The 13,881-nt window shown below is 72.0% G+C and carries 13 protein-coding genes; 8 read left to right on the top strand and 5 right to left on the bottom strand.

Annotated features, from left to right (window positions below):
* Positions 1-37 precede the first annotated feature (37 nt).
* On the top strand, positions 38-1,507 hold the full coding sequence (locus IG94_RS0107375; protein WP_031032706.1) for a sialate:H+ symport family MFS transporter: 1,470 nt from the start codon (positions 38-40) through the stop codon (positions 1,505-1,507).
* Positions 1,508-1,642: 135 nt separating this feature from the next.
* Positions 1,643-1,975 carry a transglycosylase family protein gene (locus IG94_RS0107370; protein WP_282916614.1) on the top strand — a complete coding sequence of 111 codons (333 nt, stop codon included), beginning with the start codon at positions 1,643-1,645 and terminating at the stop codon, positions 1,973-1,975.
* Positions 1,976-2,214: 239 nt separating this feature from the next.
* Here the strand turns inward: IG94_RS0107370 and IG94_RS0107365 are convergent, their stop codons facing one another.
* The 3 genes from IG94_RS0107365 to IG94_RS0107355 all read right to left on the bottom strand — a co-directional run bounded on the left by IG94_RS0107365 (position 2,215) and on the right by IG94_RS0107355 (position 5,478).
* Positions 2,215-3,051, bottom strand: a complete 837-nt coding sequence (locus tag IG94_RS0107365; RefSeq protein WP_031032702.1) for an ABC transporter ATP-binding protein — start codon at positions 3,049-3,051, stop codon at positions 2,215-2,217.
* Positions 3,052-3,186: 135 nt separating this feature from the next.
* Positions 3,187-4,545 (bottom strand): cytochrome P450, encoded by a 1,359-nt coding sequence (locus IG94_RS0107360; protein WP_031032700.1) that lies wholly within the window; start codon positions 4,543-4,545, stop codon positions 3,187-3,189.
* Between the two features lie 180 nt (positions 4,546-4,725).
* Positions 4,726-5,478, bottom strand: a complete 753-nt coding sequence (locus IG94_RS0107355) for a sulfite exporter TauE/SafE family protein (RefSeq protein WP_211269657.1) — start codon at positions 5,476-5,478, stop codon at positions 4,726-4,728.
* Between the two features lie 319 nt (positions 5,479-5,797).
* On the opposite strand from IG94_RS0107355, the gene IG94_RS0107350 reads away from it, so the two are divergent.
* From IG94_RS0107350 to IG94_RS0107325, 6 genes are all read left to right on the top strand, one after another.
* Entirely contained in the window at positions 5,798-6,988 is a 1,191-nt protein-coding gene (locus tag IG94_RS0107350; RefSeq protein WP_031032697.1) for an ATP-binding protein, read from the top strand.
* Entirely contained in the window at positions 6,985-7,386 is a 402-nt protein-coding gene (locus IG94_RS0107345) for a roadblock/LC7 domain-containing protein (protein WP_031032694.1), read from the top strand. Before IG94_RS0107350 ends, IG94_RS0107345 begins: the two co-directional genes overlap by 4 nt.
* Positions 7,383-7,760 (top strand): DUF742 domain-containing protein, encoded by a 378-nt coding sequence (locus IG94_RS0107340; RefSeq protein WP_031032692.1) that lies wholly within the window; start codon positions 7,383-7,385, stop codon positions 7,758-7,760. The genes IG94_RS0107345 and IG94_RS0107340 overlap by 4 nt, the downstream gene beginning before the upstream one ends.
* Positions 7,735-8,325, top strand: a complete 591-nt coding sequence (locus tag IG94_RS0107335; protein WP_031032690.1) for a GTP-binding protein — start codon at positions 7,735-7,737, stop codon at positions 8,323-8,325. Before IG94_RS0107340 ends, IG94_RS0107335 begins: the two co-directional genes overlap by 26 nt.
* A 15-nt stretch (positions 8,326-8,340) precedes the next feature.
* Positions 8,341-9,687 carry a cytochrome P450 gene (locus IG94_RS0107330; protein ID WP_031032688.1) on the top strand — a complete coding sequence of 449 codons (1,347 nt, stop codon included), beginning with the start codon at positions 8,341-8,343 and terminating at the stop codon, positions 9,685-9,687.
* Positions 9,688-9,894: 207 nt separating this feature from the next.
* Positions 9,895-11,022, top strand: a complete 1,128-nt coding sequence (locus tag IG94_RS0107325) for a tryptophan dimethylallyltransferase family protein (protein WP_031032686.1) — start codon at positions 9,895-9,897, stop codon at positions 11,020-11,022.
* A gap of 79 nt (positions 11,023-11,101) precedes the next feature.
* Here the strand turns inward: IG94_RS0107325 and IG94_RS0107320 are convergent, their stop codons facing one another.
* Together IG94_RS0107320 and paaK are read right to left on the bottom strand one after the other, a co-directional pair.
* Positions 11,102-12,400 carry a flavin-containing monooxygenase gene (locus IG94_RS0107320; RefSeq protein ID WP_031032679.1) on the bottom strand — a complete coding sequence of 433 codons (1,299 nt, stop codon included), beginning with the start codon at positions 12,398-12,400 and terminating at the stop codon, positions 11,102-11,104.
* Between the two features lie 109 nt (positions 12,401-12,509).
* Positions 12,510-13,856, bottom strand: a complete 1,347-nt coding sequence (paaK, locus tag IG94_RS0107315; RefSeq protein WP_031032677.1) for a phenylacetate--CoA ligase PaaK — start codon at positions 13,854-13,856, stop codon at positions 12,510-12,512.
* Between the last annotated feature and the right edge of the window lie 25 nt (positions 13,857-13,881).

Below are 13,881 nucleotides of genomic sequence, written 5' to 3'. Positions count from 1 at the left end.
CCCGACGCGCGAATCCACACCCCGCATTGGACCCGTCATGTCATCTGCGCGCACCACCGCGAAGCCCCGCCCCTGGTACAGAGAGATCACCCGGCAGAAGTGGAAGTCCTTCTTCGCCGCCTGGATCGGCTATCTCCTCGACGGCTTCGACTTCGTCCTCATCACCCTCGTACTGACCGAGATCGCCGACGACTTCGGACTGTCGACCGTCGAGTCCGCGAGCCTGGTGTCCGGTGCGTTCATCACCCGCTGGCTCGGCGGCGCCGTGCTCGGCGCGCTCGGCGACCGCTTCGGCCGCAGAAGCGCCATGGTGGCCAGCATCCTGCTGTACTCGGTCGGCACCTTCGCCTGCGGCTTCGCCTGGGACTACACCAGCCTGTTCACCGCGCGCCTGCTGATCGGCATGGGCATGGCCGGCGAGTACAGCGCCAGTGCCACCTACGTACTGGAGAGCTGGCCCGCCCGGCTGCGCAACCGCGCCTCCGGATTCCTCATCTCCGGCTTCTCGCTGGGCGGCGTGCTGGCGGCCGAGGTCTACGAGCACGTGGTGCCGGGCCACGGCTGGCGCTGGCTGTTCTACATCGGACTGTTCCCGGTGGTCGTCGCCCTGTGGGTGCGGCGGTCGCTGCCCGAGGCCGACGACTGGGAGGCACGGGTGGGGGCCACCGGCGAGCGGCCCAACCCCTTCCGCCCGCTGTTCGCGGGGCGGCGCCGGGCGAGCGTCAACACGGTGCTGGCGGTGGTCGCCACCGGCTCGCTGTTCGCGGTGTTCACTCCGCTCGGCGCCGGTGCGGTGCCCGTCCTGTCCGTGGTGGCGACGGCCTGCCTCGTCGCCTTCGCGGTCCAGCTGGGCGGGCGCAAAAGGTGGCTGCTGTTCGTGGCGCTCTGCGCCACCGTGTTCTGCGCCTTCCTCTACAGCTGGCCGGTCCAGGCCCTGCTGCCCACCTACCTCAAGACCGAACTGGGCTTCACCCCCGCCCAGGTCAGCGACGCGCTCTACTACGCCGGGTTCGGCACGATGGCGGGCTGCATCGTCACCGGGTTCGTCGGTGACCGGTTCGGCACCCGCCGGGCGTACGCGTGCACGCTGGCGGTCGGGATCGCCTTCGTTTTCCCCGTCTTCACGATCCGCGACAGCCAACTGCAGCTCGGCATCCTGCTGTTCCTGATGCTCGCCTGCATGCAGGGCATCTCGGGGCTGCTGCCGAAGTACATCGCCGGGCACTTCCCGACGGAGACCCGGGCCGCGTCCCTGGGCTTCACCTACAACGTCGGCGCGCTGGGCGGCGCCGTGGCGCCGGTGCTCGGGGCCAGGCTGGCCTCCTCCATGTCGCTCGGCCAGTCGCTTGCGGTGCTGACCTTCTCGCTGACACTCGTGGTCATCCTGCTGATCGGGTTCGACGTGCCCAGCCGCCTCAACCGGCTGGTCGACCCGGAGGCCGTCCCGGACTACCTCGCCACGGAGGCGGCGGCGGACGGCGCGCTGTCCGTGCCGTCGGCGAAGTGACGCGGACTCCACGGCGAACCGGGTGGTTCGGGTGCTCCGACCGGCGTAGGGCGGCGCCGGACGGGGCGGCGGCCCGCCCTCACGTGGGGTAACAGTCCAAGTATGATCTGTAGACGAAATGCTCTTCAGGGTAACGTGCGCCGCCCGCACGGTCGCACGATCCGGACCGCCGCGGCCGCCCTCCTCGCCGCGGCCGCACTCGCCGCGACCACCGGGGCGGCCGCCTCCCCGTCGGTCCCGCTGCGCACGGACTGGGACTCCATCGCTGCCTGCGAGTCGGGCGGCGACTGGCAGGCGAACACCGGCAACGGCTACTACGGGGGCCTGCAGTTCGCCCCGTCGAGCTGGGCCGCGGCCGGCGGCCTGAAGTACGCCCCGCGCGCGGACCTCGCGACCCGCGCCGAGCAGATCGCCGTCGCGAAGCGCCTGGCCGGCCTGCAGGGAATGTCGGCCTGGGGCTGCGCCTGAGACCACGGCCCGGGACGTCCCGGGCGCGGGGTCCGCGCTCGACGGGGACGTGTGTTGACCGGGGTCACCCTCGGGCGTGAACCGGGCCCGGCCTCCGCGGCGTTCCGTTTGTCCGGAGCGCCGAGCGGGCAGTCCCCGGCGGGGGAGCCGAGGGGCGGCCCCGGACGTTCCGCACGCCGACACGTCCGGGACCGCTCCGCCCCTTCGGACGGCAGCGGCGAACGACGACGGCGGCGGGACTAACCCCGGGTGCGCCGGCCGGAGAAGGCCGACCAGCGGCCGTCGCGCCTGGCGACCGTGATCTCGCGCCCGAAGCAGGCGGTCAGCAGGTCGTCCGTGAGGACGTCGTCCACCGGCCCACGGGACAGGATCCGGCCCTCGCGCAGCAGCAGGGTGTGGCTGACGGCCGGGAACAGCTCCTCCAGGTGGTGGGTGACCGTCACCGTGGCCAGCCGGGGGCGCCCCTCGGTCAGCTGGTGCATCGCCTCGACGAGGTCCTCCCGGGACGGCAGGTCCAGGGCGTTGAAGGGCTCGTCCAGGAGGAGCAGCGCCGGGTCGGCCATCAGCGCCCTGGCGATGAGGATCCGCGCCCGCTGACCGCCCGAGCAGACGCCGTAGGGCCGGTCCGCCAGCTCCTTGACGCCCAGCTCGGTCAGCAGGTCGCGGGCCCGCTCCCGCACCTCGTCGTCGTACGTCCGCCACAGCGGCTGGACCGTGCCGCTGTGGCCGGTCAGCACGACCGCGTGCGCGGTGAGGTCCTGCGGCACCCGCTGGGCGGAGTTCACATGGCCGATGCGCGCCCGCAGCTCCCGCACGTCGACCCGGCCGAGCCGGCTGCCGAGCACCTCGACCGTGCCGGTCGTGGGGTGCATGAGCGCGCCGAGCAGCCGCAGCAGGGTCGTCTTCCCGGCGCCGTTGGCCCCCAGCAGGGCCCAGTGCTCGCCCGGGCGGACCGACCAGTCGACGCCGTCCAGGATCAGCTGGTCCGTGGTGAGGCGGCGGACGCTCACGTCCTGGAGCCGGAGCACGTCGTCGTCGTGGTCGGGCGTGGGGGAGCTGGCGGTCCGGCCGGTCATGCCGTGACTCCTTCGTACGGGACGTCCTCGGTCACCGTGCACAGTAGATGTATCCACCACATGCCTGCCGGACCGTCCGGTTCCTGGACGCCCGGCCGCCGCCGCTCTCTTCTCCCCTGTTCTCCCCTCTGCCCCCTATGCCTCCTGCCCCTCCTTCTCGCGGACGGTCATCAGCAGGGTGCGGGGCCGGACCGTGGCCGCGGCGACGGGGCGCACCGTCTGGCCGGGCGCGAGCTCCAGCCGTACCCGCCGCACGATGGTGGCGACGGCGGTGACGAGTTCGGTGAACGCGAACCGGTCGCCGATGCACTTGTGCTTGCCGGCGCCGAAGGGCAGGAACCCCTGCGTGGGCCGCGGCCCCGGGTCGTCCAGCCAGCGGTCGGGGTCGAACTCCAGCGGGTCGCGGAACAGCAGCGGGTCGCGGTGCAGGGCGTGCTGGCAGTAGGCGAGTTCGGTGCCTGGGGGCACCGTCCAGGGGCCGAGCCGGGTCTCGGTGACGGTGCGCCGGGTGACGAGCCACCCGGTGTGGTGCATCCGCAGCGTCTCCTCCACCACCCGGCCCAGGTACGGCAGCCGGCCGAGGTCGTCGAAGGCCACCGGCCGGTCGCCGAGGACCTCGTCGAGCTCCTCCAGGACCCGTGCCTCGACCTCCGGGTTGCGGGCGAGTTCGTACAGCATCCAGGACAGGACCGAGGCGGTGGTCTCGGTGCCGGCGACGGCCAGGGTGAGGATCTCGGAGGAGATCTGGTGGCCGGTCAGCGGCTCTCCGGTCTCCTCGTCGGTCGTGCGCAGCAGCAGCGAGAGCATGTCACCGGTGTCGTGGCCGGAGTCCTGGAGGTCGCTCACGGCGCGTTCGATGGTGGCCCGCACGCCGTCGCGCGCCGCGTTGAAGCGGCGGTTGGCGGGCAGCGGGAGCCGCTCGACCCAGTCGGGCAGCATGACGCGGGCGCCCACGCCGTTCATCACGACCGACAGGTCGGCGCGCAGCCGGCGGAACGTGGCGTCGTCGAGACTGCCCGAGAAGATCGTCTTGGCCAGCATGTTCAGGCTGAGCCCGACCATGGCCTCGCGGACGTCCAGCGGCCGGCCGGGGACCCACTCGTCGACTGCGGCGTCCGTCTCGGCGCGCATGGTGTCGACGTACCGGGCGATCTGCTCGCGGGCGAAGGCGGGTTGCAGCTGGCGTCTCTTGCGGACGTGGACCTGGCCGGCCGCGGTGACGACGGAGTCGCCGAGCAGCTGTCCCATCTTCTCGAAGAACCGGCCCTTGTCGAGGCTCGGTCCCAGGTCGGTCAGCATGGTGCGGATGAGGCCGGGATCCTGCACGACGAGGGTGCGGGTGCCGGGCTGGAGGGTGATCTCGACCAGGGGGCCGTAGGTGGTGCGCAGCGCGGCGACGAAGCCGAGGTTGTCGCGCATGAGCTGTACCGCGTGGCCCAGGAACGGCAGCGAACCCGCTGCCCTGGGTATGGGGGGAGGCGCTACGAGCGTCACGGTGGGGTATGTCCCTTCGCATCGATCATGGGCGCTCCATGGCTTCCCTGATCGCTACCGGGGTCAATCGGCCACGGAACGTGGCATTTCCCACGTGTCCCGGATGGCCGGAAGTGATTGGCCGAGGAGGCGGTTGGGCAGATTCCACTCCTGCCCGCCCCCGACACCGGTGGCTCCTGGCTAGCGCAGCAGCAGCTGAGCCAGGGCGACCGTGCCGACCGTCACCACCAGTATCCGCAGAACCAGGGGGCTGAAACGTCGGCCCACCTTGGCGCCGAACCAGCCACCCAGGGCCGAGCCGACCGCGAGCAGTCCGACGGCGGTCCAGTCGAAGTCCGCGGCGAAGAGGAAGAAGAGGGCGGCGACGGTGTTGACGACGGCGGAGAGGACGTTCTTGATGCCGTTGAGGCGTTGCATGGGTTCGTCGAGGAGCATGCCCATCAGGGACAGGTAGATGATCCCCTGGGCGGCGGTGAAGTAGCCGCCGTAGACGCTGGCGAGGGTCAGGCCGACGAGGAGCAGCGGACCGCCGTCCCGGCGGGGAGAGGCACCGGTGCGCTCCCGGCGGCGCTGCACCAGCCGGCCGATCTGCGGCTGGAACGCCACCAGCACCAGGGCGAGGCCCACCAGTACCGGCACGATCGTCTCGAAGGCGTCCGGCGGCAGCGACAGCAGCAGTGTGGCGCCCGCCAGGCCGCCGAGCAGGGCCCCGGCGCCCAGCTTCAGGACGCGCCGGCGCTGGCCGGTCAGCTCCTTGCGGTAGCCGATGGCACCGCTGATGGAGCCGGGGATCAGACCCAGCGCGTTGGACACCGTCGCAGTCACCGGCGACAGTCCCGTGGCCAGCAGTACGGGGAAGGTGATCAGGGTTCCGGAGCCGACGACGCTGTTGATGGCGCCGGCTCCGACGCCCGCCGCGAAGACCGCGGCCATGGCCTCGGGCGTCACCCCGTGCCGCCGCGCGCCGGGCCCGTACTCAGCCGGAACGTGCCTTGTGCGTCTCTCACGGGCCCGACTGTACCCACCGCTCCGGCGGGCCCGACCCCCGGTCTCAACCGGTCCGTGATGGGCGTTCTTTGACGTTAATTCACCTGATCATGCGGTGATACGATCACCGGGTTTGCAGAGCGGGCGGATGGGTGAAAGACGGCATCCCCGACTTCAAGGACAGCCCGGGCGCCGGCGGTCCGCCGGACCGCCCGCGTGGACCGGAACGCAGCAAACCGGCCGTAAGTCGCCTGAAGAGAGTCTTATGACGGAATACACGGCAAACCCATTGCTCTGGGTCCTGCTCGTCGCCCTCGTCGCCGCCGCCGTGCTCGTCAGCCGCCAGCGCAGGGCGGCCCGGGCGTTGCGGCAGCAGGTCGAGGGGCTCCGGGACCGCTACACCCAGCTGGAGAACAACTACGGGAAATCCGTGCAGGCCGCTCAGGAGCGGGCCGAGGACGAGACGAAGACCGTACTGAAATCGGCCATGCGGACTCTCCAGGGCCTCGCCGCCGAACAGCAGCTGGTGCTCTCCCGGCTGCAGAGCAAGTACGGCGAATCGGCCCTGCTCGAGGACCTGCTGGAGATCGACCACACCAACTCGCAGTTCGGCCGGCGCGCGCAGTCCGTCGCGGTCCTGTGCGACGGCTGGCTGGGCGGCCGGCGCGACACCGCCTCGGTGTACGACGTGGTCCGCAGCGCGCAGGGACGCATCCGGCACTTCCGCCGGGTGGACATCCTCTCCCGGGTCGACTTCGGCATCACCAGCCGCGCCGTCGAGCCCGTCGCGCTGGCCCTCGCCGAACTGCTCGACAACGCCACCAGCTACTCCAGCCCGGACACCGTCGTGGAGATCAACATCCGCACCGTGCCCAAGGGCATCTGCGTGGTCGTGGACGACGCCGGCGTCGGCATGAGCGACGAGGAACGGGCGCGCGCCGACAAGCTGCTCGCCACCGAGCGCGCCTCGGGGGTGGCGGCTCTCGGCAACCCGCCGCAGTTCGGCTTCGCCGTCATCGGCCTGCTGTGCGAGCGCTTCGGGTTCGAGGTGTCGGTGGACTCCTCCTCTCCCTACGGAGGCGTACGGGCGGTGGTTCTGCTGCCGCACGACATGCTCACCGCCATGCCGGAGAAGAAGGCGCCCGCACCGGCCGACCGCCCCACCGCCCGGCCGGTCCCGGACGCCGGACCGGAGGCCGTGCCCGCCGCCTCCCGGACCGACGACGGTCTGCCCCGGCGGCGCCGCAAGCGGCCGATGGCCATCGTGCCCGGCAGCGCCTCCGCCCCGCGCCCGGCCGGACGCTCCGACTCCGAGCAGGCCCGGGTCATGGGCGCCTTCCAGCGCGGAACGCGCTCCGGCCGGGGCACCGAGCCGGAGAACGCCGAGAACGCCGAGAACGCCGACCGGACGAGCAGCACACCTGGTGCAAGCAGTGAAGGACATGAGGTCTCGTGAACGACGATCTGTCATGGATGCTCGACAGCGCCCTGGAGATTCCGGGAGCCCTGCACGCGGTCCTGATATCAGCCGACGGCCTGCTGATGGCCCGGACGCAGGACTTCGACAAGGACGACGCCGACCGGGTGGCCGCCGCGATGAGCGGTGTGCAGTCGCTCAGCCGCACCCTCTCCTTCTTCTGTGAGGACCCGGGCCAGAACTGGCGCCAGACCCTCGTCGAGTTCGACGGCGGCTGGGTCTTCCTGATCTCCGCCGGCGAGGGCGCCTACCTTGGCGTCTCCGCCTCCCCGGAGGTGGACATGGCCGACATCACCTTCCGCATGCAGCAACTCGTCGCCCAGCTCGGCAAGCGGCTGACGACACCGCCGCGCGAGAACCTCGGCGCCCGCTCATGACCGGCCGCGACGGCTGGACGCCCGAGTCCGCCGCATTAGTACGTCCCTACGTCATCACCAAGGGCCGCAACCTGCCCGACGAGGACGCCCTCTCGCTCCTCACCCTGGTCACCGCGTCCGCCGAGGACACGCGGCGGCCCGCCCGGCTCTCGCCCGAGGAGCAGAGCCTGCTCGACCTGTGTTCCGCCGGCTACCTCTCGGTCGCCGAGATCGCCGGGCACACCCACTTCCCGCTGGGCGTGGTGCGGATCCTGCTGGCGTCCCTGATGGAGGGCGGGCACCTGCTGACCCGTCCGCCGGTGGCCCGCGCCCGCCTCGCGGACAGGGAGATCCTGGAGGAGGTGCTCAATGGGCTCCGCGCCAAGTTTGGATGAGCGGGACTACGTGCGCGAGGGAGCGACCCAGACCGCGGTCAAGATCCTCGTCGTCGGACACTTCGCGGTGGGCAAGACCACCCTCATCGGCTCCATCTCCGAAATCGAGCCGCTGTCCACCGAGGAGACGATGACGCAGGCCGCCGAGCCGGTCGACGACCTCAAGGGCGTGAAGGGCAAGACCACCACCACGGTCGCCATGGACTTCGGCCGCCTCACCATCAGCGACCGCATCGTGCTCTACCTGTTCGGCACCCCCGGCCAGCAGCGTTTCGTGCAGATGTGGGAGGACATGGCCCGCGGCGCGCTCGGCGCCCTCGTCCTGGTCGACCCCGAGCGGCTCGCGGACTCCTTCCCGGTGATCGACCTCATCGAGCACTACGGACTCGACTACGCCATCGCCGTCAACCACTTCGACGGCGCGCCGGCGCGCGAAGAACGGGCGCTGCGCGAGGCGCTCGACCTGCTCGACGACACCCCCGTCGTCACCTGCGACGCCCGCGACGAGAAGTCCTCGGCCGCCGCACTCACCACCCTCGTCCGCCATCTGCTGGACAGAGCCTAGGAGCTGGGAGCAGACATGAACGCCCACGACCCCGCGCCGGTGCCGCCGCCCGGCTGCCCGGCCCACGGATCCGGCGCCCGGGTGCCGTTGCACGGACCGGAGTTCGCCGCCGATCCGCAGGCGTACTACGAGTACCTGCGCCACTACGGGGCCGCGGCCCCCGTCGAGCTGGCCCCCGGCGTCGAGGCCACGCTGGTCACGGACTACACGGCGGCGCTCCAGCTGCTGCAGGACTCCGGTTCCTTCCGCAAGGACGCCCGCCGCTGGCGGGCCTTCAACGAGGGCAAGGTGGGCCCGGACAGCCCGGTCGCGCCCCTGCTCGCGTACCGGCCCAACTGCATGTTCGCCGACGGCGCCGACCACCTCAGGCTCCGCCAGGCCGTCACCGACAGCATGGCGCGGGTCGACACCCGGCGGCTGAGCCGGAGCACCGAGCAGATCTCCCGCTACCTCATCGCGCAGTTCGCCGCCCGCGGCTCCGCCGACCTGCTCGGGGACTACGCCAAGCAGCTGCCGCTGTTCGTGTTCAACGAACTCTTCGGCTGCCCCGCGGACATCGGGGACCGGGTGCTGTTCGGCATCTCCGGCATGTTCGACGGAGTGAACGCCGAGAAGGCCACCGAGGTGCTCTTCCAGGCGGTCGGGGAACTCGTGGCGCTCAAGCGGGAGAAGCCCGGTGACGACGTCACCTCCTGGCTGATGCGCCACGAGGCGGGGCTCGACGACGAGGAGATGGTCCACCAGCTCGCCCTGCTCCTCGGCGCGGGTGCCGAACCCCTGCGCAACCTCATCGGCAACACCCTGCACCGGCTCCTCACCCACGAGCGGTACGCCCGTGAGGGAGGCCTGATCGACGAGGCGCTCGACGACACGCTGTGGGAGAACCCGCCGATGTCCAACTACGCGCCGCACTACCCGGCCGCCGACACGGAGTTCGCCGGGCAGCAGCTCCAGGCGGGCGACCTCGTCCTGGTGAGCTTCGCCGCGGCCAACACCGGGCCGGCCCTCAGGGCCTCGCGCCAGGCCGGCAGCAACCGGGCCCACCTGGCCTGGAGCGCGGGTCCGCACGCCTGCCCCTCCAAGGAGCCGGCCCGGCACATCACCGTCACGGCCATCGAGCACCTGCTCAACGAACTGCCCGACGTCGCGCTCGCCGTCCCCGAGGACAGCCTGGCCTGGCGTCCGGGCCCCTTCAACCGGGCCCTGGCCACGCTCCCGGCCCGGTTCACCCCCGTCCGCTCCGTGCGGCGCACCGAGCCCCGCCCGGCTCCGGCGGCCGAGCAGGAGAAGGCGGCCGCCCCGGCCCGGCCGGCCGAACGCGCCGGCATGTGGAGCCAGTTCCTCAACTGGCTCACGCGGTGACCTCCGCAACATCTCCCCAACCCGTACCCCTCGCATGAAGTTTGAACGGCACGGGTAGTGAGCAACGCGGCATTCAAGTTGCTTACGAGTAAAAGGAGGTGTCGTGGACCACATATCCACGAACGCCGCTTTCCGGCCGCAGAGAACCCCGATACCCGCCTCGCCAGGCGGGTATCGCTTTGTCCGGCTCCGACCGGGGACGGGCCGGTGACCGCCGCACCGACGGGCGCCGATCCGCGGGACGCACCGACACTCGGGGCCCTCACGGGCGGGCAGTTGCGAAGGCTCGCGGCCGTCGCCGGACTCTCCGCGACGGACACCGCGGCCTACGTACGGGTGCTGACCGACTCGCTGGGCCCGGTGGCCGCACGGCCGTTGAGTCTGCCCCCGCCCACCCGTACCTTCCTCTCCGACGACCACACCCCCGTCGAGTACTCCCTCTCCTTCCGGCCCGACGCGGCGCCCGCCCTGCGGGTGCTCCTGGAACCGGGCTGCGGCGCAGACAGCCTGGCCCGCAACGGCCGCGTCGGACTGGAGGCGGTGCGGCGAATGGCGCGACGCTGGCACTTCACCACCGACGCACTGGACGAGATCGAGGACCTGTTCCTGCCCTCCGGTCCCCAGGGGCCGCTGGCCCTGTGGTGCGCCCTGGAGCTCAGGCCCGGCGGTGTACCCGGCGTCAAGGTCTACCTGAACCCGGCGGCCAACGGGGCGGAACGTTCCGCCGCGACGGTGCGCGAGGCGCTGCACCGGCTCGGCCACCGGCGGGCCTTCGCCGCCCTGCCCCAGGGTGCCGGGTACCCGTTCCTCGCCCTGGACCTGGGGGAGTGGGCGCAGCCCCGGGTGAAGGTCTACGTGCGGCACGACAACCTCACGGCGGGGCGGGCCGGGCGGCTGTCCCGAACGGACCGGGGTCCGGGGCCCGCCGCGATCGAGGGGTTCTTCCGCGCCGCCGCGGCCCTCGGTCCCGACGTGGCGGGCCTCGGCCGGCGGCCCGCCCTGTCCTGCCACTCCTTCACCGACACCGCCGACGTCCGGCCGAGCGGCTTCACCCTGCACATCCCTGTCCGGGACTACGTCCGCCACGACGGGGAGGCCCTCGTGCGGGCGGCGCGCGTGCTGCGGCACCACGGCATGGACCCCTCGGTCCTCGTCCGCGCCCTGGCCGCCGTCGCCGGACGCCGCCTCGAGGACGGCGCGGGACTCGTCGCCTACCTGGCGCTGGCCCACCAGCAGGGCCACCCGCCGCGGGTGACCGCGTACCTCTCCGCGGAGGCGTACGCGGTCAGGCCCGCGGTCGGCGGGAGCGCTCCCACGGCGATACCGGTGGGCTGAGCGGGCCCGTCCGGACACGGCAGGGCTCCCGGTGGACGGCACCGGGAGCCCGAGCGGTGAAGCGCACGGCGCGGTCCCGCTAGACGGGCAGGGACTCCCGGAACTCCGCCAGGTACGGACCCACGTCGACCTGGACGGAGGCGCCCGGCGCCCGGCCGTACCGCTGGACGATGCCGGTGAGGTACGTGGCGATCTCCTCGCGCATCTCCCCGGCGGCCGGCAGTTCCGCCTCGCCGTCGACGAGCCGCGCCACCCACTGGGCCTGGGCCTCCACCAGCCGGGTGATCGAGCCCACCGGGCGGACCAGACCCACGAAGTACAGACCGGGACGGTCGGCCGGGACGACCCTGCGGTACAGCGCGACCGAGCCGTCCGCCGCCACCGGGCAGCCCGCGGGCAGGAAGGGGAAGGTCATGCGGAAGCCGGTGCAGTAGACGACCGCGTCCGCGGTCACGGAGGTGCCGTCGGTGAAGACGACCCGGTCGCCGTCGAACGAGCCGATCGCGGGCTTCGGCGTCACGGCGCCGTGCCGGATCCGGCTGAGGATCTCGTCCGAGAGGGTGGTCGCGGACGAGAACACCGGGTGGTCCGGCTCGGGCAGGCCGTAGTCCCTGAGCCTGCCGCGGGCGACGAGCAGGGCCTGCTCCACCCACCGGCGCTGCTCGGCGAAGGACATCTCGGTCCACCACGGGGCCTCGGCGATCTCGTCGACCGACATCCCGAAGAGCTGCTTGGGCACGATGTGCAGCCCGCGCCGCACCGACAGCAGGGTCTGCTCGGCGTGCCGGGAGAGGTCCGCCGCGATGTCCACCGCCGACGCGCCGAGGCCCACCACGACGACGCGGCGGCCGTCGAAGTCGCCGCCGTCGCGGTAGTCGAGCGAGTGCAGAATCGTTCCGGTGAAGGAGTCGGCGCCCGCCGGCAAGGGGTCGGGCAGGGCCGGGTCGGTGTGGTGGCCGGAGGCGACGACCACCTGCTCGAACCGGCGCGAGGTCTCGGCGCCGTCCGCGTCCCGGCTGACGACCGTCCACCCGCCGTCCGCGTCCTGGCGCACCGAGACCGCCTCGGTGCGCAGCTCGACGTGGCCGAGCAGGCCGGCCCACTCGGCGAAGGAGCGCAGATAGGCGGCGAACTGGCTGTGCCGGGGGTAGAGCGGATACGAGGACGGCATCGGGAAGTCCGCGTAACCGGTCAGCTGCTTGGCGGTGTTGAGGTGCAGCGACAGATAGCCCGGCCCCCGCTCGCCGGCCCCCGGCTGACGCCAGATCCCGCCGACGTCCGGCGCCTTCTCCAGGCAGACGAACGAGATGCCGCGCTCCTTGAGGGCGTGCGCCACCGCCAGCCCCGACAGGCCTGCACCGATCACACACACGCGCACGGGATTCCCCCCAGAAAGCTCAAACCTTCCCCGATCATGGACTTCCTGCCCATCCGTACCGACTCGCACACCGGACCGAGGAGCGAACAGGCGTGTCCGTCCTCACGTTTCACGCCGTGCGCAGGTCCTTGACCCGGTGGATTTTGCCCAGGGAGCGCTCCAGCGTCTCCGGGTCCACGATCTCCACCTCCACGCTCACGCCCACACCGTCCTTGACGCTCTGCCCGATCGCCCGGGCGGCGGCCTCGCGCTGCTCGGGACCCACGTCGGGGCGGGCCTCCACGCGTACGGTCAGGTGGTCCATGCGGCCGCGCGCGGTGAGCCGGATCTGGAAGTGCGGGGCCACGCCGGGCGTGCGCAGCACGATCTCCTCGATCTGGGTGGGGAAGACGTTCACGCCGCGCAGGATGATCATGTCGTCACAGCGGCCGGTGACCTTGCTCATCCGCCGGAAGGCGGGGCGGGCGGTGCCCGGCAGCAGCCGGGACAGGTCGCGCGTGCGGTAGCGGACGACGGGCAGCGCCTCCTTGGTCAGGGAGGTGAAGACGAGCTCCCCCTCCTCGCCCCCGGGCAGCACGGCGTCCGTGAGCGGGTCGACCACCTCGGGGTAGAAGTGGTCCTCCCACACGTGCAGTCCGTCCTTGGTCTCGACGCACTCCTGGGCCACGCCCGGACCCATCACCTCGGACAGGCCGTAGATGTCGACGGCGTGGATGCCTGCCCGCTCCTCGATCTCGCGCCGCATCTCCTCGGTCCACGGCTCCGCGCCGAAGATGCCGACCTGGAGTGAGGTGGTGCGCGGGTCGACGCCCTGCCGTTCGAACTCGTCGAGCAGGGTGAGCATGTAGGACGGCGTGACCATGATGATCTCGGGCCGGAAGTCCTGGATGATCTGCACCTGGCGTGCCGTCATCCCGCCGGAGGCGGGGATCACGGTGCAGCCGGCGCGTTCGGCGCCGTAGTGCGCGCCGAGGCCGCCGGTGAACAGGCCGTAGCCGTAGGAGACGTGCACCTTGTGGCCGGGCCGGCCGCCCGCGGCCCGGATCGAGCGGGCGACGACGTCCGCCCACGCCGACAGGTCGTTGTCCGTGTATCCGACCACGGTGGCGCGGCCGGTGGTGCCGCTGGAGGCGTGCACGCGCCGTACGTCGGCCATCGGAACGGCGAACATCCCGAAGGGGTAGGTCTCCCGCAGATCGGCCTTGGTGGTGAAGGGGAACCGCGACAGGTCCGCCAGGCTGCGGCAGTCGTCCGGCACGACCCCGGCGGCGTCGAACTTCTTGCGGTACAGCTCCACGTTGTCGTACGCGTGCCGCAGGGTCGCCCGCAGCCGGTCGAGCTGGAGCTCCCGGAGCTGCTCGCAGGAGAGGCGCTCGGCGTCGTCGAGCAGGTCGTGGGGGAGAGGCTCGCCCCGTCGGGATGCCGGGGCGGCCCCGGTCGTCGGCTCGCTGCTCATCGCGACTCCTTCGTCGTCGTGCCCG

Origin of the sequence: Streptomyces olivaceus (assembly GCF_000721235.1) — a bacterium.
Classification (GTDB): Bacteria; Actinomycetota; Actinomycetes; order Streptomycetales; family Streptomycetaceae; genus Streptomyces; species Streptomyces olivaceus.
This window is presented reverse-complemented; position numbering and strand designations above follow the sequence as displayed.